Origin of the sequence: Shewanella sp. SM101 (genome assembly GCF_025654465.1) — a bacterium.
GTDB lineage: Bacteria > Pseudomonadota > Gammaproteobacteria > Enterobacterales > Shewanellaceae > Shewanella > Shewanella oncorhynchi.
Genome location: NZ_JAKKRH010000057.1, coordinates 1 through 25,741, shown reverse-complemented (window position 1 = coordinate 25,741; position 25,741 = coordinate 1). Strand labels below are relative to the sequence as shown.

The 25,741-nt window shown below is 46.2% G+C and carries 27 protein-coding genes; 17 read left to right on the top strand and 10 right to left on the bottom strand.

Annotation, left to right across the window (positions count from 1 at the left end):
• The 4 genes from L5M38_RS21285 to L5M38_RS21270 form a co-directional block, all read left to right on the top strand.
• The coding region (locus tag L5M38_RS21285; RefSeq protein WP_263179543.1) for a transposase at positions 1–230 on the top strand (230 nt) is incomplete at its 5' end.
• 202 nt (positions 231–432) lie between these two features.
• Positions 433–984: an SMI1/KNR4 family protein gene (locus L5M38_RS21280; RefSeq protein WP_263168516.1), complete on the top strand. Its 552-nt coding sequence runs from the start codon at positions 433–435 to the stop codon at positions 982–984.
• A 91-nt stretch (positions 985–1,075) separates the two neighbouring features.
• Positions 1,076–1,978: a hypothetical protein gene (locus L5M38_RS21275; protein WP_263168514.1), complete on the top strand. Its 903-nt coding sequence runs from the start codon at positions 1,076–1,078 to the stop codon at positions 1,976–1,978.
• A gap of 113 nt (positions 1,979–2,091) precedes the next feature.
• A complete protein-coding gene (locus tag L5M38_RS21270; protein WP_263168512.1) occupies positions 2,092–2,481 on the top strand; it encodes a DUF6678 family protein in 390 nt (129 codons plus the stop codon).
• A 118-nt stretch (positions 2,482–2,599) separates the two neighbouring features.
• Here the strand turns inward: L5M38_RS21270 and L5M38_RS21265 are convergent, their stop codons facing one another.
• Positions 2,600–2,929 carry an antibiotic biosynthesis monooxygenase family protein gene (locus L5M38_RS21265; protein ID WP_263168509.1) on the bottom strand — a complete coding sequence of 110 codons (330 nt, stop codon included), beginning with the start codon at positions 2,927–2,929 and terminating at the stop codon, positions 2,600–2,602.
• Complete coding sequence (locus L5M38_RS21260) at positions 2,926–3,309, bottom strand: NIPSNAP family protein (protein WP_310795145.1); 384 nt, start codon at positions 3,307–3,309, stop codon at positions 2,926–2,928. The genes L5M38_RS21265 and L5M38_RS21260 overlap by 4 nt, the downstream gene beginning before the upstream one ends.
• Positions 3,310–3,373: 64 nt before the next feature.
• Here L5M38_RS21260 and L5M38_RS21255 point away from each other — a divergent pair, with 64 nt between their 5' ends.
• The 7 genes from L5M38_RS21255 (at position 3,374) to L5M38_RS21225 (ending at position 10,822) form a co-directional block, all read left to right on the top strand.
• On the top strand, positions 3,374–4,093 hold the full coding sequence (locus L5M38_RS21255) for an ArsR/SmtB family transcription factor (RefSeq protein WP_263168508.1): 720 nt from the start codon (positions 3,374–3,376) through the stop codon (positions 4,091–4,093).
• A gap of 360 nt (positions 4,094–4,453) precedes the next feature.
• On the top strand, positions 4,454–4,663 hold the full coding sequence (locus L5M38_RS21250; protein WP_063882396.1) for a hypothetical protein: 210 nt from the start codon (positions 4,454–4,456) through the stop codon (positions 4,661–4,663).
• Positions 4,664–4,857: 194 nt separating this feature from the next.
• The gene (locus L5M38_RS21245) at positions 4,858–5,397 is read left to right on the top strand and encodes a hypothetical protein (RefSeq protein WP_263168502.1); all 540 of its coding nucleotides are present in this window, start codon (positions 4,858–4,860) and stop codon (positions 5,395–5,397) included.
• On the top strand, positions 5,385–5,756 hold the full coding sequence (locus tag L5M38_RS21240; protein ID WP_263168500.1) for an immunity 49 family protein: 372 nt from the start codon (positions 5,385–5,387) through the stop codon (positions 5,754–5,756). Before L5M38_RS21245 ends, L5M38_RS21240 begins: the two co-directional genes overlap by 13 nt.
• A 700-nt stretch (positions 5,757–6,456) precedes the next feature.
• Positions 6,457–7,878 carry an amidohydrolase gene (locus L5M38_RS21235; RefSeq protein WP_263180266.1) on the top strand — a complete coding sequence of 474 codons (1,422 nt, stop codon included), beginning with the start codon at positions 6,457–6,459 and terminating at the stop codon, positions 7,876–7,878.
• Between the two features lie 137 nt (positions 7,879–8,015).
• Complete coding sequence (locus L5M38_RS21230) at positions 8,016–9,347, top strand: M16 family metallopeptidase (RefSeq protein WP_263180264.1); 1,332 nt, start codon at positions 8,016–8,018, stop codon at positions 9,345–9,347.
• Positions 9,344–10,822 (top strand): M16 family metallopeptidase, encoded by a 1,479-nt coding sequence (locus L5M38_RS21225; RefSeq protein WP_263180262.1) that lies wholly within the window; start codon positions 9,344–9,346, stop codon positions 10,820–10,822. Before L5M38_RS21230 ends, L5M38_RS21225 begins: the two co-directional genes overlap by 4 nt.
• Positions 10,823–10,971: 149 nt before the next feature.
• Here the strand turns inward: L5M38_RS21225 and L5M38_RS21220 are convergent, their stop codons facing one another.
• Positions 10,972–12,999, bottom strand: coding sequence for an alpha/beta hydrolase family protein (locus L5M38_RS21220; RefSeq protein ID WP_263180261.1), 2,028 nt, complete (start codon positions 12,997–12,999; stop codon positions 10,972–10,974).
• A 212-nt stretch (positions 13,000–13,211) separates the two neighbouring features.
• On the opposite strand from L5M38_RS21220, the gene L5M38_RS21215 reads away from it, so the two are divergent.
• Positions 13,212–13,763: a hypothetical protein gene (locus tag L5M38_RS21215; RefSeq protein ID WP_263180259.1), complete on the top strand. Its 552-nt coding sequence runs from the start codon at positions 13,212–13,214 to the stop codon at positions 13,761–13,763.
• 29 nt (positions 13,764–13,792) lie between these two features.
• Here the strand turns inward: L5M38_RS21215 and trmL are convergent, their stop codons facing one another.
• Positions 13,793–14,257 carry a tRNA (uridine(34)/cytosine(34)/5-carboxymethylaminomethyluridine(34)-2'-O)-methyltransferase TrmL gene (gene trmL / locus L5M38_RS21210; protein ID WP_006079682.1) on the bottom strand — a complete coding sequence of 155 codons (465 nt, stop codon included), beginning with the start codon at positions 14,255–14,257 and terminating at the stop codon, positions 13,793–13,795.
• 193 nt (positions 14,258–14,450) lie between these two features.
• On the opposite strand from trmL, the gene L5M38_RS21205 reads away from it, so the two are divergent.
• Together L5M38_RS21205 and L5M38_RS21200 are read left to right on the top strand one after the other, a co-directional pair.
• The gene (locus L5M38_RS21205) at positions 14,451–15,308 is read left to right on the top strand and encodes a DMT family transporter (RefSeq protein WP_131525530.1); all 858 of its coding nucleotides are present in this window, start codon (positions 14,451–14,453) and stop codon (positions 15,306–15,308) included.
• Positions 15,309–15,336: 28 nt separating this feature from the next.
• Positions 15,337–16,278: a LysR family transcriptional regulator gene (locus L5M38_RS21200; protein ID WP_263180257.1), complete on the top strand. Its 942-nt coding sequence runs from the start codon at positions 15,337–15,339 to the stop codon at positions 16,276–16,278.
• Here L5M38_RS21200 and L5M38_RS21195 read toward each other — a convergent pair.
• Together L5M38_RS21195 and L5M38_RS21190 are read right to left on the bottom strand one after the other, a co-directional pair.
• Positions 16,262–17,143: a patatin family protein gene (locus L5M38_RS21195; protein ID WP_263180256.1), complete on the bottom strand. Its 882-nt coding sequence runs from the start codon at positions 17,141–17,143 to the stop codon at positions 16,262–16,264. The genes L5M38_RS21200 and L5M38_RS21195 overlap by 17 nt on opposite strands.
• Before the next feature lie 77 nt (positions 17,144–17,220).
• Positions 17,221–18,234, bottom strand: a complete 1,014-nt coding sequence (locus tag L5M38_RS21190; protein ID WP_263180254.1) for a LysR family transcriptional regulator — start codon at positions 18,232–18,234, stop codon at positions 17,221–17,223.
• Positions 18,235–18,359: 125 nt separating this feature from the next.
• On the opposite strand from L5M38_RS21190, the gene L5M38_RS21185 reads away from it, so the two are divergent.
• A complete protein-coding gene (locus L5M38_RS21185) occupies positions 18,360–20,360 on the top strand; it encodes a ligand-gated channel protein (protein ID WP_263180252.1) in 2,001 nt (666 codons plus the stop codon).
• A gap of 53 nt (positions 20,361–20,413) precedes the next feature.
• Here L5M38_RS21185 and L5M38_RS21180 read toward each other — a convergent pair whose 3' ends face one another.
• The 3 genes from L5M38_RS21180 to L5M38_RS21170 form a co-directional block, all read right to left on the bottom strand.
• Positions 20,414–21,355, bottom strand: a complete 942-nt coding sequence (locus L5M38_RS21180) for a DUF4424 domain-containing protein (RefSeq protein WP_263180251.1) — start codon at positions 21,353–21,355, stop codon at positions 20,414–20,416.
• A 47-nt stretch (positions 21,356–21,402) separates the two neighbouring features.
• Positions 21,403–21,636, bottom strand: coding sequence for a hypothetical protein (locus L5M38_RS21175; RefSeq protein ID WP_011787794.1), 234 nt, complete (start codon positions 21,634–21,636; stop codon positions 21,403–21,405).
• Positions 21,637–21,768: 132 nt separating this feature from the next.
• Complete coding sequence (locus L5M38_RS21170) at positions 21,769–23,106, bottom strand: coproporphyrinogen III oxidase family protein (RefSeq protein ID WP_105250563.1); 1,338 nt, start codon at positions 23,104–23,106, stop codon at positions 21,769–21,771.
• 380 nt (positions 23,107–23,486) lie between these two features.
• Between L5M38_RS21170 and L5M38_RS21165 the strand changes: the two genes are divergently transcribed.
• A complete protein-coding gene (locus tag L5M38_RS21165; protein ID WP_263180250.1) occupies positions 23,487–24,398 on the top strand; it encodes a bile acid:sodium symporter family protein in 912 nt (303 codons plus the stop codon).
• Positions 24,399–24,468: 70 nt separating this feature from the next.
• On the opposite strand, the gene L5M38_RS21160 is transcribed toward L5M38_RS21165, so the two are convergent.
• The gene (locus L5M38_RS21160; protein WP_263180248.1) at positions 24,469–25,320 is read right to left on the bottom strand and encodes a tetratricopeptide repeat protein; all 852 of its coding nucleotides are present in this window, start codon (positions 25,318–25,320) and stop codon (positions 24,469–24,471) included.
• 229 nt (positions 25,321–25,549) lie between these two features.
• Between L5M38_RS21160 and L5M38_RS21155 the strand changes: the two genes are divergently transcribed.
• A partial coding sequence (locus L5M38_RS21155; protein WP_263180247.1) for a helix-turn-helix domain-containing protein occupies positions 25,550–25,741 on the top strand: 192 nt, incomplete at its 3' end.

Below are 25,741 nucleotides of genomic sequence, written 5' to 3'. Positions count from 1 at the left end.
ATATTGAGTTGCATTATTTACCGCCTTACAGCCCGAACCTCAATCCGATAGAAAGACTGTGGAAGGTCATGAATGAGCACGCGAGGAACAGCGTGTACTTCAAAAATAAGCGAGATTTCAGGTCCGCACTGGATAAATTTTTCAAAGAAACATTACCCGATATTGGTGAAAGTTTAGCGTCGCGGATCAATGATAATTTTCAGCTCTTTACCCACGCATCTTCAGGTTGATTGGGTATATCTAGTTAATAAGGTATGGCTGGAATAGCGGCTTATAAGTAATAGAAGGCTGTGACAGAATCTGTCGTAGCAATATGAAAATAGAATTTATGTGGTTAATTCGATTAACTAAGTTCGCCAAGTGTATATGTTCGCGGTATAAAGCAAATGGATTAATACTGCGGCCAAGTGTCAAGATGAAGGAATAAATACAATGGATGTTAAGACGTATCTACAAGCATTGAGTGCTATTTACGCCAACATGAATCAAACATTAGAACTGGATCGTGGCTTATCAAATTCGGCCTTAGATGAAGCCGAAAAACAATTAGGTTTTAAATTTGTTTCTCCGTTAAGGGAGCTTTGGGGATATGCCAATGGCGGCAATGAGTGGAGCACAGTATTTGCCCGGAAAGATTACTTTTGCCGGTATGATTTTTTGTCTTTAGCCTCATCTCTTGCATATCGTGACCGAATGAAAAAACGGGCCCAGCACTACGCTAATTACCAAGAGCCAGAAGTGCGGGATCCCAAAATCCAATCGGGATGGTATCAAGAAGGTTGGTTGCCCTTTGCCCAATTTGGGGGCGGTACATTACTCTTGATTACAGATCATTCGCCCTCGGCATTAGGCCAAATGGGACAAGTGATCGCATACACCCATGACCCCGATATGATGGACTTTATTAGCCCAGATCTAAGCCAATTTTTTGCACAATCCTTGGCGCAAATCGCGCTATATCCAGATGAATTAATTGAGGATTAAGGATAACGAAAATAAACGTCCACTACTCGATAAGCCTAGTAAACCTATGATTACATTTTGAACTTCAGGGCAACATGAAGTGAGGTATGATGTGAAAAGCTACCCTAAAAAAGACAGAGACCAAGCACTAAACGCATTGCAGAGATTGGCAGAAAATGACAAGCAGTTAACTGAGCCTCAAGTCGCCAAACTCGCTATCCTACAACAGTGTGTAAAAGAGAGTCGTCATCTCTCCGCTAACGAATGGATCAATCGCATCTGCTACATAGAAAATGATTTAACCCAATTAGCCATAATCCAACGGGTGGCCTTTAATAACTTCGATGAGTTTATGAACTGCCTGACATTAGCGGGGCGCTTTGGTTGTTTGACGCGATTAGTGCGGGATGGGGATTATTCGGGTACAGATAGCCTACATATTTGGCCCTTGTTGGCGGCACTAGCCATCCATGATTTACCTACTATTACAGCCTATAAACAGCGATTTGTGCCGCCTTTTTTAACTGGGCATAGGGTGACACTCTTGGCCTGCAATGCCGTATATGCCATTTTAGGTGCCACAGCCGTGTCAGATAAGTTACGCCATCAACTTACAAACCTAAAAGACTCGAAATACAGCATGGCGATGCTGCGCAGCCTAGCCGCCATCATCAATCAGGATATGACCTCGTTTATCGATAACATAGCCATTATAGTCAAGTCTAATCGCCTGCAGCAGGAGTTCTCGCTACTGGAAAAATGTTACTGTGTTAACGCTCATGGTTTAGTCAATCTGTGGAGGTTCCATATGGCCAATGCGCCACTACCACCACTTGATTTTCCCCTACCATGGCAGCATGAATTACACGGATTTTTTACTACGGGTCATGAGTCCATTGGGATATCTTTCGATCCTTTAGCTGAGCGAGAGTTAAATGATCTGCCAATTGACCCAAATACGCTGGCGCTAATCCATTCATTAACAGCACATTCTCACAGAGATGGTCACGAATAACCCCAAAAAATTAACCAGTTAAAGTGAGATTGTGATTTAGTTTCTATTTAAGGAGGATTGTTTTTGCTCATGTCTGGATACACACGCACTAAAAATGAGTTGGACTTGAAATCATGCACGAGAGATATCGAAAAATAATTAATGAACGCCAGTTAGTCTCAGTGATGAATAAAACTAAGTGGCGCGAGCTTTGTTATGATTTTGAAGAGCTTCATTTTCTATCTATTAGCGTAAGGTACAAACTGATTTCATCAGAGGATATTTTAGGATTTAGTGCCGTTTGGTGGAACGAGATCTATGAAGAAAGTTCAGGTATCGAGTGGCTAGACTTTAATCCAATAGTTTCCGAGTATCGTGGTCGTTTAGTTGCACCTAAGGAGACCGATAGGAGCAGTGAAATTCTTACCATTCTAAATAGACACGGAATTAAATACGCTATGGAAGGCTCTTGTTTTCGGGTATGGGGCTATATAAGCCAAGATACAACCCCAGTATTTACATAAAAAACCATTTTAGAGTGGCGCCTAGCGTTTAGTATTGTGGGTCAAATTTCGCCGGCGAGTATACTCTTTGTTGCTAGGACTGAGTGCCTGTAAGGCACGCTATTCAAGTCGCAGCATATCAGTTGCCCTTAGGTGCCTGAGCGCGGTCGAACATGCCATAGTCACGAACAACTTCGGCAACCCGCAGGCGATAGTCGGCAAATAATTGTACGCGTCCTTGAGTTTGTGCCTCGCGGTGATATATCTGTTGTCGCCAAGCCTGAACCGCAGCCTCATTCTCCCAGAATGACAACGATAATAGGCGTTCGGGATTGACCATGCTCTGAAACCGTTCGATTGAAATAAATCCTTCAATGTTACTCAGGCTTGATTTCAGGTCGGCGGCTATCTCTAAATACCTTTCTTGGCAGCCGGGATTCGGCACGACTTCAAAAATAACTACCATCATAGTTTTGTCTCAGCAGCTCTTTGATAGGTCTTGGCTATCGGCTTTAGGAAACTGCGTTTTTCACTCAAAATGAACTCTCCTTGCTTGGCCAACTGAAAATTTGCCTTGCCTGCGGCTTCTGTCTTCAGTTTGTCTCTATAGCGTTCATAGTGGGCCAGACTATCGAAGCTAATGAGACCAAATGCAGTATCGTTGGTGCCTTCGTGTGGCAGAAAGTAGCCAAGGAGTTCGCCGCCGTAGGCTGGAATTATATCGCCCCAGTTTTCAGCATATTGGGCAAATTGTTCCAATTTGAAGGGGTTTATTTTGTATTCGATAAAACAGGTGATTTTCATAGTGTTTGGCGCCATTGACTTGTGTGGTAAAGGTTTTAGTTGCATTGTAATTACCTGAAAACTTAATGCTTCGATGGTTATCGAACTGTCCTCGAATGAGATTACAAGCATGGAACCTAACATCGCTTTTATTGCCAACTTGATTGGCGACGCCGCCCGCTCACGTATGTTGATTGCTCTTATGGGCGGAGAGGCATTGACGGCGACAGAACTGGCTCTTGAAGCTGACATCACGCCACAGACTGCCAGCAGCCATTTAACTAAGTTGGTTGAAGGTGAACTATTGCTCGTGCGTAAGCAGGGGAGGCATAAGTATTTTCAGCTGCAGAGCCGCCAAGTGGCCGAACTGTTGGAAAGTCTGCTCAACATGAGCGCTGCCATTGCGAACCCTAAGGTCATTCATGGACCTGCGGACCCTAGATTGAGACTGGCTCGTGTTTGTTATGACCATCTCGCGGGTGAATTGGGTGTTGCGCTTTACGACAGCTTAAGTCGGCAGAATTTGATCGCCCATGAAGGTGGCGAAACAAAAATTACCGCAGCAGGGATGACCTTTTTTGCCAAACGTGGCGTAGAACACTCGTTGCTGGGTGCACCAGATGATGTATTCGATGTGCCGAAAAGTCGTCAATCTCGCCGTCCTTTGTGTAAGTCATGCCTCGATTGGAGCGAGCGTCGCAGCCATCTAGCTGGTGTTCTAGGTCAATGGGTTCTTAAGGATATTTTGACTAAAGGCTGGGCAGAGAAAGCCCTCGATACCCGTGCCCTACAATTTTCAAGCCGAGGGTTAAAATCCTTTCGTGCTGACTATGGCATTGCGACAAAATAGACAATTTAATGTTGTCTATTTGAGGCTGAAAATCATATTGTTAATTATGGCTAGCCATTTTTACTTGTTATTCCAGAATTCAGATAGAAAGGAATAGAAGGCATTTGGATGGGGTGTTAATTTGAACTAAGTTAGGCGGCGTTGGATGATAAAAACATCTTTAATTTTATTCTTTCTTCATGTCTTCTCATTTTCTGTATTGGCAAATGAGGCGTTAAAATTTGAGGTCAATGGAAATAACTTTTATATAACAATATATAATAATTCTGAAAAAAATTTGAGCTTAATTATATTCTATGTTTTGACCCATTGGGTGGTATCAGTTTTAATATAAAGGATGAAAATGGAGTCATCTATGGCATGTTTGATTCTGGTTGTGCGTTAAACGAAAAAATATCAGTGCCTCGTTATGGAATTATTGGTCAGATAGTAGATAAAGACCTAGTTAAAATGATCTATGATCCCGTTCCTAAAAAATTACATGTAACAGCAATGTTTTGTGAGAATTATTTTACTAGGGAAAAATGCTTAACAAGCAATACACAAATTGTAGATTTTTCAGTAAAATAACTATTCTCATATTAATTCTTGAGTACAAAATGAGGCTACTCATAGTTAAGTGAATATGACACTTAATTTTTGCACCTATTTCGTAATTAACATAAATGTAGTCATAGAGCCTATAGAGACATGTTTACTGAGTGGCATTGTCACTCATGACGATATAGCTTTGCCATTTCGGTATAGAGGAAGGTATTAACAAGATGCAATCAGTCGATTTATCCCGTCCGCTGCCTTTTCACCTAGAAAGGCTCAAGGGCCATGCTTGGCTTTATCAGGAACGTTTGGAAAGTCTGGATAGGGTGATGAATATGATCCGTACCGATTCCAGAGACATTGACTTGCTGAGTATCAGTAATCGTCATCTCGCTCTGGCATCAAAGGCACTGCATAGCGCCGCAGCTCCGGCACGTGCCTTCGAGCATCTGCAGCAAATGCATTATCTGGGTATTAAGGGTTATAAACGTAAGCTGATGGCCGATGGCGATACCCTCAGTGTCAAGATCCCCGCAGACACCTTAGTGCTGAAATCACTGCCTGCAGATAACCGATTTTTATCCTATGCAGACTGGAGTATCTATTTTTGGAGTGCGGTGTTGCATGATCAGTACCAAGATATGACCTATTTGGTCAGCATCAAGGAGGCCGATAACTTTAATTGGGAGTTGGATCCGCCTTCCCATATGATGAGTGATATTTTGGCCGGTTTCTTCCGTGTGAAAGGCGCGATGTGGCAGCGTTGATCCAAGATTTTGTCAGCGCCACTGAGTTTGGTAAGATATCGACGGCATCTTACGATCACGTCGCGAATGTTACGCTGCCAACCATTGACGTCATGTTGAAAATCTTCGGCGGTGCTGATGAAGTCCAATATCGGCAGGCCATGTACCTAGCGCTGCAATCCCACGATAAGTTTTATAGCCTGCCACGTATGGCGGGACATTCAGTTGGCGATATTTCCTTGCCGCTTAGCGCGTTAGCAAAGTTAGCCTACCGCAAGTTTGGTTATACCTTAGGGTTCTACAGCGATTATGTCCCAGAAGTTATCTATCAAATTGAGGATCAACCTATGAGCTTCGAACAGTTAGAGCCGATAAGCTAAGTACTATTAGATTTGTCCCTTGCACAAGGCCATTAAAATCGGACTCATAATGGCTGTCACAGTTTTTTCTAAATGAGAAAACGGCAAACTTTATCGCAGTTGAGCCCTGTCTTAATGCTTCTTAGCCTCCAAGCGTGTCCGTGATTATTCTTACCTAGGCTAATTCACCACGCCACCTAAAATCCGCCTTTATGCCCTGTGAGCGGCTGTTGTGGGGCGGTTTCCCCTCTAAAATTAATCAAAGCTCTTAAGAACTAATTCAACTACCGTGATTAAGTGTGCACGCATGGCCAGAAAATGCGGACGTTCAGACATTCTGAGTGCTGCCATGGAGGTGACCGTCCGCCCCATGGTCGCTTATTCACATCCATGCGAGCGGTCCTATACAGCAGATGCCACGTTCGAGCACCCATGACTGGACTGGCTGCGTGTCATTGTAATGGCTGTGCTTAACTTAATTTCATAATAAATCAATTGGTTAAGCATGGGTTTCACTTGAAAAAATTTTTTATACTCTCAAGATCGAACAGACTGATTTACCTAAAAGCTGGATACCCGCCCACAAGTATTGCAGGAATGACGGTTAAAGACAGCCTGTAATTAAGCACTGTCTCTTTTACCTTCATAGTTAAATCTATTAACAATTCTTCAATGTCCGTGTAGTTTAGGTAGCTTATAAAAACAACAATAGGTTATCGCTATGACTTTATCTTCTGTATCACTTGCTGTATCAGTTATCTCAAGATCAGCAATCCTAAAGGCATTTGAATTTAAATCCTCTGCAAATAAGTCCCATTTTTCCAAGACCTTAATCGCTTCGGCCTTAGCCTTGAGTTTTATGGGCGCGGGTTTGAGTTCGGCGCAAGCGGCGACCAGTGCTATGCCGGATGCGGCTAAGTTGGCGGCGGGTGTGGAGCAAAAGGTGATCGACTGGCGTCGTGATTTGCATCAACACCCTGAGTTGTCTAACCGTGAGTTTCGTACCAGCAAGATTATTGAAAAACATCTGAAATCTTTAGGGTTAGAGGTACAAACGGGGGTGGCGCATACGGGCGTGGTGGCCATTTTGAAAGGCGGAAAGCTGAAAGGTGGCAAGCCTGGTCCGCTGATTGCGATTCGAGCAGATATGGATGCACTGCCTGTGACTGAAGTGGTCGATGTGCCTTTTGCCTCTAAGGTGACAGACACTTATCGCGATCAAAAAGTGGGTGTGATGCATGCCTGTGGCCACGATACCCATGTGGCTATGTTAATGGGCGTGGCCGAAAACTTGGTTAAAGTGAAAGAAAGCCTAGCGGGGGATGTGATGTTTATCTTCCAACCCGCTGAAGAAGGTGCGCCAGAGGGTGAAGAGGGCGGCGCGGAATTGATGCTCAAAGAAGGGCTGTTTGCTCAGCGCAAACCCGAGCAAGTATTTGGTATGCATGTCACCTCGAGTATGCCGAGTGGCATGATTGGCCTGCGCAGTGGCCCAGCAATGGCGAGTGAAGACTCTTTTACCATCAAAGTGAAAGGCAGCCAAACCCACGGTTCACGACCTTGGAATGGGGTTGATCCTATCGTCGCTGCGGCGCAAATTATCACTAACGTGCAAACGATCGTCAGCCGTCAGGTGGATATCACTAAAGCGCCGGCGGTGGTGAGTTTTGGTGCGGTCAATGGTGGCATTCGCTCTAACATTATTCCCGATGAAGTCGAGCTGATTGGCACGATTCGCACCTTCGACCAACCCATGCGCGCCGATATTAAACTGCGTTTAGCGCAAATGGCCGAGTTATCGGCAAAAACGCTTGGTGCGACTGCGACCACAGAGATCCACCAAGGTTATCCTGTGGTGGTTAACAATCCCGAATTAGTCGCCAGTATGCGGCCCGTGCTTGCGAGCGTGGTGGGCGATAAGATGCTGATTGAACCCGGGTTAATCACAGGTGCCGAAGACTTTGCTTACTATGCCTTAGAAACACCGGGTATGTTTTTCTTCCTCGGGGTGACGCCAAAAGGAACTGACCCTGAAACGGCGGCCAGCAATCATTCTCCGGCATTTTATGTGGATGAAAGTGCGCTAAAAGTGGGCGTTGAGGCCATGACCAAAGTGGCGTTAACGGCGCTCAAAGCCCAATAAGTGGCTAACGCATTATTCCGTAAACGCTGCGGTATAACTTGAGCTTACAAAAAATCGGCGCGGGATAAGCTTCCTGCGCTTGATTTGTTAAACAATTTACCTCTATATGTGGATATTTACAGCAAGGAGCGAACAAGATGAAGCGCACGCTATCGGCTCTGGTGTTGGCCATGGGACTTTTGAACCCCCTAAGCCAAGCACAGGCCACCACGGCAGAAGACATTAAGAGTTTCACGCTAGATAACGGCATGAAAATCATGGTGCTAGAAGATGCCTCAATTCCCAATGCCAACATGTATTTATTTTGGAAGGTCGGTTCACGTAACGAAGTGCCCGGCATTACTGGTATTTCGCACTTTTTCGAACACATGATGTTCAACGGTTCGAAAAAGTACGGCCCAAAAATGTTCGACCGTACTATGGAAGCCGCGGGTGGCGCAAACAATGCGTATACCACTGAAGACATGACGGTTTATACCGATTGGTTCCCCGCCAATGCGCTCGAAACTATGTTCGATCTCGAAGCTGACCGCATCGCTAACTTAGATATCAACCAAGCCATGGTCGATAGCGAACGTGGCGTAGTGCAGTCGGAGCGTTCCACTGGCTTAGAAAACTCTAACTGGAATGCCCTCGAAGGCGAAATCAAAGGCGTGGCATTTTTAGCCCACCCTTATTCGTGGTCGGTGATCGGTCACGAGTCGGATATCGCCGCTTGGTCGCTGGAAGATTTAGTCCAATACCATAAAACCTATTACGCGCCGAACAATGCCGTGGTCGTGATTGCCGGTGATGTAAAGCTTGCCCAAGTAAAAGCCTTGGCAGATAAGTACTTTGCGCCTATTCCGGCACAGACTCCGCCTAAAGCGATTCGCACTGTCGAACCTGAGCAAAAGGGTGAGCGTCGCACCTTTGTGCAAAAGGCATCGGTCAGCACACCGAATGTGATGTTGGCATACCATATTCCAGCGGCAACCCATGCGGATTTTTATGCGCTGGACTTATTAAGCTCGATTCTAAGTCAAGGTAATAGCTCGCGTTTATATCAATCACTGGTTGATAAACAAGTGGCCTTAGAAGCGCAAACCTACATGCCGATGTCGGTCGATCCTAACATCTTCTATGTGATGGGTGTTGCTACACCTGAGGTGAAAGCCTCGACGCTGGAGCATGCGCTGATTGAGCAAATCGATGCGATTGCGGCCCAAGGTATTACCCAGCAAGAATTGGATAAAGTTAAAAATATTAAGTTGATGGATTTTTATCGCTCGATGGAAACCATTAATGGTAAGGCTAATACCATAGGCACCTATGAGATGTATTTTGGCAGTTACGACAAGTTATTTAATGCACCTGAAGCCTATAACAAGGTGACGCCTGCGGATATTCAACGAGTTGCCCAAACCTACTTACGTAAATCGAATCGCACTGTGGCTGTGCTGGCGGCAACCGAGGAGTCCTCCCTATGAAATCGATAGCAGTGAAATCGACAGCAATGAAATCACTTAAGATGGCATCACTGGCGAAACCGTCTAAGTTAATGGCAGCATTGGCTTTAGGCACCAGCTTAGTCTTAGCGGGCTGCGCGGCGACATCGGCACCAAAGCGGGTCGATACTGGCAGCTTTGCGATGCCAAGTTACGATAAGTTTGTGTTAGATAACGGCTTAACTGTGTACTTAATGCCGCAGCGCGAAGTGCCGTTAATTACCTTAAATGCCGTGGTACGTGCGGGTGCTGTCAATGACACCACCGCAGGCGTGGCAAAAATGACAGCAGAAGGCTTGCTGTTAGGTGCGGCGGGGAAATCTAAGGCGGATATCGAGCAGCAAGTGGATTTTCTCGGTGCAAGCTTAGTGGCCGAAGCGGATAAGGAAGGCAGTTATCTGAGTGCTGACTTTATGGCGAAGGACATTGACTTGATGCTGGGCTTATTTAGCGCGGCGATGTTAACGCCGGACTTTGATGCCGCCGAGTTCGATAAACTCAAGCAACGTGCGATTGCTGGGCTACAGCAGGATAAAGAAAGCCCACGAGCTGTGATTGGTCGTTACTTCGATAAGCTCGTATTTGGTGCACATCCTTATGGTAATGCGGCTTCGGGTAACAGTGATTCGCTTGAACAAGTGACAGTGTCGCAGCTGCGCGCCTTCCATAAGAGTTACTATCAGCCTTCCAATACCGCGATAACTGTCGTGGGTGACTTTGATGTGGCGACGATGAAAGCCAAGTTGACGCAAACCTTTGGTCAGTGGCAAGGCAACGAAAAACTGGTACAACCTGATTTAAACCAAGGTTTGCCTCAGTTGACCGAGGCCAAAGTCTTGTTGGTGGATAAACCCGATGCAATCGAAACTACTTTTGTGATCGGGGGCTTAGGTATTAGTCGTGACAATCCAGACTATGTAGGTTTAACGGTAGTGAACACTATTTTAGGTGGTCGTTTCACCTCTTGGCTTAACGACGAGCTGCGGGTGAACGCGGGGCTAACCTATGGCGCGCGCTCAGGTTTTAGCCCTTATACCGATTCGGGCGTATTCACAATCAGCACTTTCACTAAGACGGAAACCACTCAAGAAGCGATGGATCTAGCCTTAAAAACCTATGCACGTTTATGGGAAAAAGGTGTAGATCAAGCGACCTTAGATTCGGCTAAAGCCTACGTTAAGGGTCAGTTCCCGCCTCAGTTTGAAACCTCAGGGCAGCTGGCGGGGCTCTTATCAGGCATGTATCTGTACGGTTTCGATGATAAGTTTATCAATGAGTTCCAAGCTAAGGTGGATGGTTTAACCTTAGAAGAGACCCAAAGGTTAGTGAAAACTTACTTCCCGCAAAAAGATCTGCAATTTGTGCTGATTGGCAACGCGGCTAAGATTGCACCTATCGCCGCTAAGTACGGCAAAGTGCAAACCGTCGATATTAAAGCCACCGGATTTGGCCAATAAGCTATCATGCGAGGCTTGATTCGATAAAAAAAGGTCTGCATAGTGCAGACCTTTTGCTTTTCTGTTCGAGGTGCTAGGTGCTAGGTGCTAGGTGCTAGGTGCTAGGTGCTAGGTGCTAGGTGCTAGGTGCTAGGTGCTAGGTTCAGCGTTTATTGTCCACCCGGCTTAGCATAATGGGTCATCCAATCCTTCACTTGGTTATACCAATAGAGGGAGTTATTGGGTTTCATAACCCAATGGTTTTCATCGGGGAAGTAAATCATCCGCGATTCTACCTTGCGAGTTTGCAGGGTGCGGAACAGTTCAAAACCTTGCCCTACTGGCACTCGGTAGTCGAGTTGACCATGACTGACTAAGGTTGGGGTATTAAAGTTAGCCGCAAAGTAATGGGGAGAAATGGCTTTATACAGCTCAGGATTATCCCAGTAGTTGCCAAATCGGGTGCTGTGGACGGCAAAATCCGACGCCATTTGTGAATACATGTCGTAAACCGCAGCGTGGATCAACAAGGCTTTAAAGGGATGTGGTTGACCTAAAATAATTGAGGTCAGATAACCGCCGTAACTTGCGCCACCCGCCACCATGCGGTCGCTGTCTATCCAGCTTTGCTGTTTAAACCAGTCGGCCGCCTTGAGCACATCTTCGAGGGATTTATTCTTCCAATCTGGGTTAATCGCATCGGCAAACGCTTGTCCGAAGCCGCTAGAACCATGGAAGTTTGGCCAAGCAGTGACATATCCCCAAGAGGCGAAGGTTTGTGCGTTCCAACGGTAATGGAAACCGTCGGTAATGGCGTTGTGTGGCCCGCCGTGAACCAGCATAAAGAGTGGGTACTTTTTACTGCGATCAAATCCGGGGGGATAGTGAACCCACATTTGAATATCTTGATCTTGATATCCCTTGTAGGTCACTGATTCGTAAGTGCCTAAATCAACATCTTTGAGAATATCGTCATTAAAATTCTCTAGGCGTACCGTCTTACCATTGCGGGGATTAATGCTGACCAAGCGCGCTGGGTGCAAAAAGCTCTCGTTGGTGGCAATCAGTTCACCGTCTTTGCCTATGGCGGGTTGGCCAAAGTCAGTTGCCTCTGTAATGGCTTTGACTTTACCGTTTTTGGCATCGATATGATAAATGCGGTTAGTGGCGGCATCTTCGATGGTGGCATAAAAGCCTTTACTGTCGGGGGTCCAATTAAATTGGCTGACCGAACGATCCCACTCTGGTGTTAGCGTATTAAGTTTACGGCTATCGATATCCAGTAACATCAGCCTTGAAGTATCGGCATAGAAACCGGGGATTTTCTGACGGGTAAAAGCCAACGTTTTGCCATTGGGGCTAAAGCTGGGATCAGCATCTGCGGCTTGATTTTCTGGGGTGATATTCTCTGCTTTACCACTGCCAATCGTCGCAAGGAAAATATCCAGTTTAGGGTCGATACGGTTGTCTGAGCCATAAGTACTGAAGGCAATTAAGCGTTCATTAGGCGAAATATCGTAACTTGAACTGCTTTGGCTCGAGCGTGGTAACTCATGGCCGAGTGCTTGCGTCACGGATTCGACTTCGCCGCCCGAAGCGGGGATCCTAAATACATGGGCTTGGCGACGCTCATCTAACCAGTGATCAAACTGAGCGTAGGGCAAAGCGTTCCACTGGCGAGCGGAGACCTTATTATCTTCGTCGGCTTTTAGTTGGGTTTTCATCTCGTCCCATGTTTGATTTGGGAATATATTGCTGATGAAATACAAATGCTTGCCAACCCATTTAATACCATTTACGCCAGTAGGTATGTCGGTTAAGCGCTGCGCTTCACCCGGACCGTCCATAGGCAATAGGTAGATTTGGCCTGCGTCGTCTTCATTTCGCTCACTCACAAAGGCTAAGGTTTTGCCGTCAGGTGAAAACACGGGCTCGCTCACCTTTAACCCTTTGACTGTAATCGCGCGATTATTTTTACCTTCGCCATCAAAACGCCATAACTGGGTCGAACCTTTATCTTCCTTCAGATCATATTCTGTGACTGGCGCAATAATATGCTCACCAGAGGGCGATACGACTGGGCTACCAATACGCTTAAGTTGCCAGAGCAATTCCACCGAGAGCGGTTTACCCTGCTCCGCAAATGCTGAGCCGAATGGCATCAACAGACAGAGCAATAAGATTCCTGTCTTCTTCACTGTGAGTCTCCTTATCATACATATAGTTATAATGATTTTATTTGTGGTGCAGATTCGAGAGTATAGAAACCGAGCATGAAAGCAAACTGAGTGATAACCCATAGCGGGACGCTTTGTGTAAGCATCTGTGAATGGTTGTCGGCTAATTGTGATTTGTTGATGACAGAATTACAGGCTAATCTAGGGTGATATTTCGGCTGAGGACTAGGTAGATGCAGAATAAAATCAACCGATTAAGATTGTTATTGGGAGTGACAATTGCACTGAGTGCTGTTATTCCTCTGGCTGCGCACGCGGCTAAGGTAAGTTTTAGTGAGTTTTGCCATCAGTTTACTGGTCAATGGGGAGGCGATGCCGCCAAAGTGGGGGAAGTGCCACGAAAAGTGACTGTCACCGGATTTTGCTCCCATGATAAGCGGCAGCTGTTATTGTCTGTGAGTGTTGGCACGCGTGCGCCCTATAGTGAAACCTGGTGGTTTAGGGAGCAGGGCGAGCAAGTGTTGTTGACCTATTACGATGGCGTGTCCCAAGAGAAGCAGCAAGTCTTTAGCTTGTATCGTCAAAATGGCGATTATTCTTTGCTGGGCGAGGGCGTGGTGACTGCCCGGTCTGCGTTAATTCAATTACTGTTCGAGGCAAAGGGGGCGGGTGCTCAAGCTAACGCATGGCAATGGACGCAGAATATTCAATATTTAGACGATGATGTTGATCGCTATCAGCTTTTTCGCGGGATAGAGATGACGCCAGTCGCGCCATCTCCATAGTCGCCAATCCGATTTACCTTCGATAGCGCTTAAAGTGCGCCAGCAAAATCCAGTTGGCGCCATGCTTCATAGCTGATAATTGCCACCGCATTCGACAGATTCAAACTACGGCTGGTGGCCGCCATGGGGATGCGTAGTCTCTGCTCAGTGGGGATAGATTCGATAATCGCCATCGGTAAACCTCGGGTTTCTGGGCCGAATAGCAGCACATCGTCTTTGGCAAAACTCAGCTCTGTATGCGGGCGACTCCCCTTAGTGGTGCAGGCCATAATGCGCTTGCCTGCCATGGCTTCGAGGAAAGCATCGAAGTCTTTATGGCGAGTCACATTGGTTAAGTCGGCATAGTCCAAACCCGCGCGGCGTAGCTTTTTCTCTTCTAGATCAAAACCTAATGGCTCAATCAAATGCAGCTGGCAGCCATTGTTTGCGCAAAGGCGAATGATATTACCTGTGTTAGGTGCGATTTCTGGCTCATAGAGTGCGATATGGAACATACTGGCCCGCCTGTAGAAAATGACTGCCGATTATACGGCAAACGGTGCCCAAGCGCAGTGTCTGTTGTGGGTGGATTTGGCTAAGTTCATGCAATAGAGGTTGTAATAGGTGGAATTGTTATCTCAAGGCTTGCCTGTTTTATTATCTCAAAGTAATATATCTCAATATCAAGATACTTTTTAAGAAGTCATTATGCCCTTTATTATTGCGTTACTCGCTCCTGTATTTTGGGGGACTACCTATGCGTTAGTGAGTCTCTACTTACATGACATGTCGCCCTACTGGGTAGCCGTGTGGCGTGCCTTGCCTGCGGGGATATTAATGCTGATGCTGCGTCCTCGTTTGCCAACTTTGGTTTGGTCAAAGCTTGGTTTGCTGGCTTTTTGTAATATTGGTGCCTTCTTCGCCTTGCTATTTATCGGCGCGTATCGTTTGCCGGGCGCGGTGGCGGGAACCTTAGGGGCTACTCTGCCGCTCATCTTCTTAATACTGGCTTGGCTCATTGATAAAAAACGCCCAGGAATGAAGTGGTTATTATTAGGTTTGATGGGATTAGGTGGGGTCATTTTACTGCTTAACCCTTCGGCGGATCTCGATCCTATCGGCGTACTTTGCATGCTGAGTGCCACGACGTTAATTGCCTTTTCTTCTCGCTGGATGCAAAAGTGGGATGTGGGTGACTTTTTAGTGCTGACCGCGTGGCAGCTATTATTAGGCGGTTTGATGTTGATCCCACTGGCTTGGTTTATGGCAGGGCCACCGCAACTACCGAGTATGACGCTTGTACCTTCACTGATATGGTTAGTGATTGCCAACACCGCCGTTGCCTATTGGGCTTGGCTGTGGTCGATGCGAAACTTAGGGCCAGAAATCATGGGTATGGTCGCTTTAGTCAACCCTGTGGTTGCCGTATCATTAGGGGTCATGATTGTGGGGGAAACTTTAGATATGCGCCAATGGATGGGAATAGCTGTGATTTTATTGTCACTGTTATTGATGAAATTGCCGCAGAATTTAAGGTTAAATCCATTTAAAAAAGTGCAACCCTAGTCATTATTTTGGGGTGAATGAGGCATAGATGCTAAAACGTTTGGATCTGAATTTACTGCCCGTACTCGAAATTCTACTTGAGGAGCAAAGCGTGACCGCCGCTGCTGCGCGGTTGCATTTGAGCCAGTCGGCGGTGAGTAAACAGCTCACACGTCTGAGGGAAGTGTTTGATGATCCTTTATTTGAGCGTACCGCCTACGGCCTAAAACCGACGCCCAAGGCTTTGTCACTCGCGCCTGAGTTGCGCCAATGCTTACAGCAATTGGCGCAATTTACTCGGCCGGACACCTTCGAACCCGCCTTGAGCCAACGACAGTTTAGAATGCATTTGGTCGAAACCACCTATTCACTGACCTTTCCCCATTTTATGCCCATGTTGCTCACTCAAGCGCCCGGTGTGAGTCTCAATTGCCAAACGTGGCGACTCGATACCATGGACAGATTACTGCGTTGCGACATCGATTTAGCCATAGGTTGTCGCGAGTGGGACGAGCGCTCGCCCATGCATGTGAATAATATTCCCGATGACTTATGCCATGTTGAGTTAGTGCAGGATTATCCAGTGTGTTTGATGCGTCGTGATCATCCGGCGTTAACACAAGAATGGAATTTAGATACCTTCTTGAGTTATCGCCATCTGCAAGTGGCCTTTGGCGGTTTAGAGCATTGGTTGTTGGATGATGTGTTGCAACTCGAGGGCCGTAAACGGGATATTGCCGTGAACATGACCGACTTTCAGAGTGCTCTCACCCTGTGTGAACAGAGCGATTTGATCCTCTGTGCACCTTCGCGCTATGCCTTGGCTGTGATGAAGTCTTTTGAGCTTCAGTCTTTACCATCACCCATCAAGCTGATCCCCGGTGCGTATTTATTGATGTGGCACAAACACTTCGAACACGACTTGAGCCATAAATGGCTGCGAGAGTTGATTATTAACCAAGTGCTGCGTTCGATTACACCTCAGATTTAGGCAGTTTTGGTGCGGCTAACCAAGTGATTAATGCGGGCAAGATATTTTGCCCATCTGCTAAGCCTTGCTGATAGACGGCGGTTACTTTCCCGATGTTGCGATCGAGCCGCGATAGGTGAAGTGGTTGCGCTGGGCGGATCACAAAGGCGTTATTATTCGCAACGGCTTGGTTTAACTCGACTAATGCTTGATTATAAACTCGGTGGCGCTCACTTAACGCATGGGCAACTGCGGGGTAGTGTTTATAGGTTTTGCGGGCTAACCAATTCATTTTCATCGCGGATTTTTGATAATGCTCATCTTGAGTCAAGATCACGACTTGGCGTGCGTAGCCGTCCTTCCGTGATTGCGCTACTGGTATCGGTTCGCCGATGCCGCCATCGAGGTAAGGATTTTGGTTGATCACGCTGGGTTTAGACATAAAAGGCAGGCTAGAGGAGGCAATGAGCACGTCGAGCAATTTATCGTGTTCATTAAAATCGGCCATACCAAAGTAATCGGTTTTTCCTGTGTTGCAGTTAAAGGCGCCGACCTTGAATTCGGTATTACTATTTAAAAATGTATCAAAATCAAATGGCAGCAACTCATAAGCCATGCGACGGTAGGTAAAGTCTGTATTGACATAATTACCCGTTGCCAGCCAATGGCGGATGCCCATATAGCGTTTGTCATTGAGATATTGCTGCTGAATGTGGAGATTGCGACCAAATTGGCGGGATACATAGGACGCGGGATAAATGGCACCTGCAGATACCCCAATTACATAGTTGAAGTGAAGTGACTGCTGTAAAAACGCGTCTAATACACCTGCGGTATAAATGGCCCTGAGGCCACCACCTTCCAACACTAAGGCCACATCTTTCATCGAGTTACATCTTTTTATCGGTTTATCACCGCAGAATACCCCAGCTTAGCGCAGAAATGAATGCGTGTAAGGTATCCTCAAGATGCGTGACCAACATCAAGATGATGTGACTTTTTCTTAGTTTTAATTGGTAAGATATTGGTTACGTTATCGTTTACGCCATCTTTTTGATGGCCCAGATTAACATGATAGGCTTGGTGAAAATCTGTCTGACTAAAGTATTGGCTAAGTGCATTGAGCGCTTCTTTCACTTTTGCGGGCTGCTTATCTCGCGCCGACGTTACGCTATAAACACTGTAGGTATTGAGTGACCATTCGGGTAATAGGGTGACCAGTTGGCCGCTTTCGAGGTATTTGTGTACTTCAGGTTCGGGCAGGGCGGCAAATCCTAGACCATCGAGTGTGAGTTGAATTAACGCCTGCATATTGTTGACGCTGATTCGCTGGCTTGTCAGTTCAAAACACTCTTGGCTGAAGGCGTGGGTTAAGATATCGCCTTTAGCATAAGTGTGATAGATCCGATTTAATTCAGTTAACTCCGTTGGGTGGCTAAGGTTTTTATGCATTGGCAGATAATTAGGTGAGGCGCACAGTAACATACGCCAATCGGCTAAATGGCGGGCAATTAGGTTGGAATCCGATAAGGGGCCGATGCAAATCGCCAGATCGATACCGTCGTTGACTATATCTATCGGGCCATCTTGCAGCAGTAAATTCAAACTTATCTGTGGATGTGCTGCCAACAGGTAATTAAAAGGTTCGCTTAACAGGCCGCCGCCAAATCCTATAGGCGCGGCAATCTTTAATTCCCCTGATGGAATACCTTTCAAGTTATTAAGTTTCTGCTCTGTGCTTTCGACTATCGCTATGACCTTGCGGCAATTCTCATAAAACAAACTGCCCGCTTCGGTGAGTGTGAGGTTGCGGGTATTGCGGTGGAATAGGCTGATCCCCATGTCCATTTCGAGCTTGGTCACTTGCTGACTTACCGCCGACGAGCTGAGATTTAATTGCTGCGCTGCGGCACTCATTGAGCCCTTTTCTGCGATTGTCGCAAAAACGATCATCCCTTTGATCATGTTTTTATTCATTTTTAAGTAACTCTTACAAGTGAATACCTAAAGTCTAACTTGAGCTGATTGTAACATAGAGATACATTGCCGTATTGAAAATTGTTCTCATTTACAATCTTTGCTCTAATGGAGACTTGTCGGTTATGTTGTTAAGTCGTAAGAAGTACCTCGCTCAAGTGATCACCGCTTTATGTTTGTTGCCCACAGTACCTGTGACAAATGTCCTTGCGGATACCGCGCCTGATAAAGAAAAGATGATGGAAAGAATCGTAGTGACCGCATCGGGATTTGAACAACAAATTCGTGACGCGCCAGCATCTATCAGTGTGATCACCCGTGAGGATCTGGATAACCGCTTCTACCGCGACTTAACCGATGCCATGTTAGAAGTGCCCGGCGTAGTGATTACGGGCGGTGCAGACCGTCAGGATATCAGTCTGCGGGGCATGGGTAGCCAATACACGTTAATTTTAGTGGATGGTAAACGCCAATCCTCGCGCGAGACACGGACCAACAGTGACGGCCCAGGCGTTGAAGGCGCTTGGACGCCACCATTGGCTGCTATCGATAGAATTGAGATCGTTCGTGGGCCTATGTCATCACTTTATGGTTCGGATGCCATTGGTGGGGTAATTAACATTATCACTCGCAAAGTGCCAAACGAGTGGCAGGGTGAGGTGCGACTCGACAGCACTTTGCAGGAAAAGTCTGACTCGGGAAATGTGTATCAAGGCAACTTTTTCGTCAACGGTGGTTTGATCAAAGATCTGCTAGGGATGCAACTTTATGGTCAATATACCCAGCGTGAAGAAGATCAAATCTATGGTGGTTACCGAGGTCGCGATGCGACTAACTTGACCGCGAGATTTGCGCTCACACCCAATGAAAATCACGATATCATGTTTGAAGTTGGTACTTCTAACCAAGAACTCGACAGCAGTTTAGGTAAAACAGTCACACCGTTAGCACCGGGAGAAGCCTGTGGTCGTCGCGGTTGCCCTGAATCTTCAACGACAGAATATGAAAACAGTACCTTCTCCCTTTCACATACAGGTCGTTGGGACTTTGGTACTTCGGATAGTTATATCAAGCATGAAGTGTTTGATAATAAATCCCGTAAGATGAAAATCACTAACACGGATGCGCAATCTAGCCTGATCACTACGTTAGGCCAAAGTCATACAGCGACCTTTGGCGCAGCATTCAACCATCAAGATCTCACCGACGAAACAGGTAACCAAGTGAGTGACTTAACTGATATTAGTCGCAAACAATGGTCGGTGTTTTCAGAGGATGAATGGCGCATTGTCGATAGCTTTGCTCTGACCATGGGGCTGCGTTTGGATGATGATGAAAACTTTGGTAATCATGTCAGTCCGCGCGTTTATGGCGTGTGGGGATTAACCGACAGCACCACCTTAAAGGGCGGTGTATCAACAGGGTTTAGGGCGCCGAGTTTACGCCAGACAGTGCCCGACTGGGGACAAGTTAGCCGCGGTGGCAACATGTACGGTAATCCAGATTTACAACCTGAAACTTCAGTTAACTACGAGTTAGGTTTGTATTCTGATCTGACCGAGAGCATTACCGCCAGCGCGGGTGTGTTCTATAACGAGTTTAATGACAAGATCACCCGCGTAGCCTGTCCTGCGACTCAATGTACCGATGGTCCAAATCAATTTGGTTCTAATCCGACGACTTATGTGAACGTCGACGAAGCTGTGACCCAAGGGATTGAACTGAGTATCGACTATCGCATTCGCTCAAACTTGAGTTTGACAGGTAACTATACCTATACGGATTCAGAGCAAAAGACAGGTGTTTATAAAGGTAGCCCATTGAATCAATTGCCTAAGCATTTGATCCAAGCGTCTTTCAACTACGAGCCTATTGATAATTTAAGCACTTGGTTGAGGGTGAACTACCGTGGCGAAGAGAGCCAACCGACGACAGGACCTTCATCGAGCAGTTTAATCGCCCCTTCTTATACTCTGCTGGATTTGGGGGCTAACTACCAGTTGAACGATAGCCTGAAATTTAGTGTGGGCATTTATAACGCCTTTGATAAGGAAATTACCCAAGAGGAATACGGTTATATCGAAGATGGCCGCCGTTACTGGTTAGGTATGACCTATAGTTTTTAAATTAAAAATAGCAAGTTATAAAGAAGCCAGCACCTAGCTGGCTTCTTTTTTGATTATTCAAAATTAGGTTTACGAATAAACAGGACGCTGAGAGCTTGCTTTGGCGTGAACTGTTTTTGCTGGAACTCAAAGGTGAGTGGGTCAGTTTTTTTAAGCTCGCCATCAAAACACAAGCTAATGAGATCTGTGGGCTGGGATTTTTTTAGGGTGAGTTTGAAGTCCTTAATCGACCCTTGCCAGTTATTAGCTGTGACCAAAATATAGCTAAGATGGCTCCATTCGACGCCAATCTCCTGATCTTCACCGTCTTGTTTAACGACGAGATTGCGTTTCTTAATCCCTTGCTTGGCGTTTTCATCTAAACAGGCCAGTTCAGTGTAAGTATCAATAATACTACTGGCAGTATCGGGGATGCCCGTTGAGATGCTTGGCGTGTAGCTATGGCTGATATCGACAGATTGGCCCGCGGGAAAGGTTTGTTCCCACACAAAGTAATCACTTAGGGTAAAGGCGATTTGTTGGTCCTCATCCAACCATTGTTTGGGGAGCGCGGGTTTGCCCTCGGGGACTTCGGCATATTCGGCAAAGTAAGCGACTTCATCTATCCCCCAACCAAGCTGTTTCAGCTCGGCTGAAATATCGGTTTTATCGGCAAGTTGGGCAACCAGCCTGTGCTGAGTTGGCTGGGTATTACCATTCACTTTAAGGGTGAAGTTATCAATGCTGCTGTGATCAGCGGAGCCAAAAAACATCGGTGGCATGGGGAAAGCGATGGGGACGATAAGATCCTGCGAACTGGTGTTGGTAAACACATAATCGACCCTGACTTCGGTCTCGCTGATGAAGAGGGACTCTTTATCCATACTGATATTAGGCTGATATTTCAAGGTAATAGAGCCATTAGCATCGCCAAAACTGCTGTCGTTGGCAGAGGCCGTTTCTCCGTAGACGAGTAAAACTATAGCAAAAAGGGGTATGGCTAAGTGTGCTGACATGAACTTCTTAACTCTAGTTGGATGCTTTAAGTATCAATGGGGAACGATTATTGCGCGCGGGCGAGGTCGATGGCCGCACTTATCGCATTTCGCGCTTGTGGGCTATTTTTCCAGCAAGTGGTGCGCAGCATGCTGGCGACTAAGTTAGCAATATCATCCACTTCGTGTTGGGCGAGTTGTTGCAGCGAGCTGATGCCAATTTCTTCGAAGCGTTTAATTACCGTTGGGCCAACGCCTTTGAGTGCTAATAAGGCTTGTTTTTCTTGTTCATTAAAACCCATAACGAATACTCCTTTATTGTTGGGATTGTGCTCAATTAATAGTACTGGGCAAGATTACCTTTAAACCGAGTTAACAAAAAGGCCCTCGAAGGGCCTGTTTAGTCTTTATGAATCAACAATCATCAATAAGTGTTACATATCACAGGGTTTGAGCGGTTTACGCAACTGGGCGCGCACGTTATCCATGCCTGAGTAAAACTCTTTCATCATCAATAGACCCATCATCTTGCCGTTGTCGGTGACGATCAGATTGTCGGGATCTGTTGGGTCGTTTTTGATGGCGCCAATCAGTTTCATCGAGGTCATTTCTTTAAATAAGGCGGTATCTAAATTGACGCCAAAGGTTTCGCGGAAATATTTACGCGATAAACGGCCGGAGAACATGCCCAGCAAAAAGCGATATTGCATCACGTCTTTTTTGCTGTAGTTCTTTTGTTGCTCGACACCCATTTGACCCGCTGCGATGCGTTCTTGGTACTTACGTAGCGAGAAAGTGTTCACATAAAGCGTGTCATTTAAGAAACTAAATGAGCCAGAACCTACCCCTAAGTATTCGTCGTAATCGATAACGTATTCATCAAATCCTTCGTCATCGGTTTTACCAAATGCCCATGCAGACAATTGATTATATTGACCATTAAGGCTGTTTAATATTTGGCGATATTGGTTTGCCATATCCGCTTGCGGCGCCGCTAATTTGCCTTTAACGCTCTTACGGGTTTGATGAGTGATCATCAGCGGATAGGTGGTAATTTGTCTTGGGTCTAAGCGCGATGCCATGTCGAGATCGTGTTGGATCACTTCATCGGTTTGGCCGCGGAAACCAAAAATCAGGTCGACGTTGATAATAGGAAACAACTCTTTGGCACCCATGATCTTGTCGAAGGTTTGCTGACCCGTGCCGAATTTATCGAGTCGGTCGGTCATTTTTAAAATATCGTCATTAAAGCTTTGCACGCCGATAGACATGCGATCCACTAAGCCTTTGAGCTGTTTAAAGCCTGGGCTGTCTAAATGCTGCGGATCGGACTCGCAGGAGACTTCTTTAATGCTAGGAAATAGGGTTTTAGCGTGTTCTATGGTACGGGCTAATTCGTCTTCTAATACCGTGGTGGTACCACCACCAATGTACATAGATTCAAAGTCATAGCCGAGGGCCTTGACCATTTCCATCTCTTTACGTAATGAGATGAAGTAGGCACGTGCCTTGTCTTCCTTAAACATAAAACGGTGGAAGGTACAGTAAGAGCACAGGGTATGGCAGAAGGGAATATGTGCGTATAGCATATATTTTTTGCCTTCAACCGGTGCTGGCATCATTTCTGCGGAAAGCGTATCGAGGCGAAGATTCTTATCGACATAGTACTGCATGACCCGTTCCATCGAGCCGAGCATCCAGTTAGGGACGGTAATATTCGCTTGATAAGGCGTTGCGATAGCGCCGCTGAGCGTTTGAATAACTGATGACATAACGATTCCTATCTGAGAGTGCTAACCGTAAACACCGAAATTGCTTTAGGTAATTCACGACCACCTAGCGCAATAAGACTACCTCGTATGTAATTGTTAAAACGTGAACTGGTTATAAGTTACGGTTTCCTAACAAGGAAATCACGGGCTTTTTGTTAAGCAGATCATGTTTTAGCGATTGAGAATGCATTTTTATCATGCATTTTTTAGCGGAATTTATTGTAGATTTGAGGGGTTAGCTTGCCGTGTCAGTCTAAATACTGAGATTGAAAATCACCATTCTAGGCATTTTGTTGCTGGCGGATTAGCGCTTGTTTATCCAAGGGACGGCTGTCATCATCCGAACGATAAAAATAACCTCTTGATGTAAAGGGCCCACTATGTTGGCAAAGGTAAACCGCTTCTTCCCGCTGTTGGCACTGATAGGCGCAATGACAGCTTATCTGATGCCGAGTTGGTTTACTGAGCTTAAATCCGCCATAGTGCCGCTGTTGGTGAGCATCATGCTCTCTATGGGGCTCACCTTAGATCTTCAGGATTTTGCTAATGCATTCAAACAGAAACGTGCTGTACTCGCTGGACTCGTGCTGCAATTTTCGGTCATGCCGCTCAGCGCATTATTGATCAGTCTATTATTAGGATTAGATAGGGAACTCACCATAGGCATGGTGTTAGTGGGCAGTGTTGCAGGCGGCACCGCCTCAAACGTGGTCTGTTATTTAGCAAAAGGCGACGTGGCTTTATCGATAACCATGACGGCACTGTCAACCTTAGCAGGCGTGGTGTTAACGCCACTGATTATTAAGCTGTTGATTGGGGAAATGATCGATATACCCTTCGCCGATATGCTGCTGAGTTTAGTGAAAATTGTGCTGATCCCTGTCAGCGTTGGCGTGATTATCAATCATTTTTTTAAATCGCTGGTGGCTAAAGTCGCTCCTGCATTGCCACTGATTTCTATCTTGGCAATTGTGATGGCGATTACGATTATCGTGGCGTTAAATGCCAATCAGTTTGATAAAGTTGGCCCCATAATTCTGCTGGCCGTGTTCTTACATAATGGCCTTGGTCTCGCATTAGGCTATTTCTGTTGCCGTTTATTAGGCTTTAACCACACAGTTTGTAAAACTATCTCCATCGAAGTTGGCCTACAAAACTCCGGTCTCGCCACTGCTTTATGTATTAAATTCTTTAGTCCTATTTCTGCCATTCCCAGCGCGATATTTTCGATATGGCATAATTTGTCTGGCGCCATGTTGGCGGGATATTGGGCGAGGGAATCGCAAGATTAAGATGTTGCTGTCGAAAATAGACAATGCCTGTGACCTGAGCAAGCGTGGCCACAGGCTTAAATTGCTGTGACTAATTAACCGGTAATGGGGTCTCGACAGGCATGAGTGTTAGCTGCAAGATATTTTCTTGCCGGCTTAATGCCAGTGGCAGTGTGTAGTTGGGAAAGCGTAATCCGAATACAGCACCTTGTTGTAACAAGTGATACAGCTGATCTGTCATGGTAATCGTTAAACTGGCGCAGCCATGTTCATCGACTCTGCCTTCTAGTGGTAAGGCGATTTTGTCAGCTAAGGTGAGATACGCCGCCATACGCCAGTGAGAGTTTTCTCCAATATTGTATGTGCTGCCATGCAGTTGGTTGTAGCCTAAACCACAGGCCTGCAAGCTTAATTGGGTTTTGGCCGCTGTTGGCAACGAAATAATCTGTTGTCGCTGCTGTGCCAGAAACTTACCCCACGTCAGGCGATGAATAACTGAGTCCAGTGAGATGGGAACATACTCATCTTGCTGTTTTAGTGCATTAAAGCGGGCAATGCCCTGTTCCAATTTAGTGAGATCGTCTTCATATTCCAGTTGTGCCTTAAGCAGATTATATGCGGGCGTTTTAGCTTGTTCCATGCCGGCTAACGCTGCTTTCTCGAAGTATGCCAGTGCTTTCACTTTATCGGCTTCTGCGCCCAAACCGCGCTCTTCCATGCTGCCTAAATGATAGTTAGCTATGGCAACTTGACGCTTAGCACCTTGTAAAAATGCGGCTTTCGCACCGCTGTAGTCATTTTCATTCAACAGCAGAGCGCCGTAGTTTGTCCACGCCGTACTGTCATCTGCTGCCATACCCAATTCCAGCCACTTTATGGCTTGCTGGCGTAACTGCGGGATGTCGAGGCTTTCTCTTTCGTTGCCGACACTTTGCATCGCCATTAAATAAGCACGCAGATACTCGCGTGAGGCATTATCCAGATAGAGGTTATCGGGCTGGAGTTCAAAGGCTTGCCCAAAGTAACTCCCCGCTTGCTGCGCCGCAGTGATTGCTTTCGCTAGATAGAACCTTGAGCTGGGATCTGCCGGACTGTGTGCTCGTCCTAGGTTATATACCCGTGATCAATGAAGATGCTTGATTTTCAGTGAAATGAGGATCAAGCTAACGATTATGAAACTACTCCTTACTCCTGAACAAAAACAAGTCCTAGAGACCCAGCATGCTCAAACGCGTGACGGGCGTATTCGTGACCGCATCAAAGCAGTACTGCTTGCATCCGAAGGCTGGACCCCGGCAATGATTTCTCAAGCATTACGCATTCATGAAAGCACTGTACGTAATCACCTTGCCGATTACCGATTA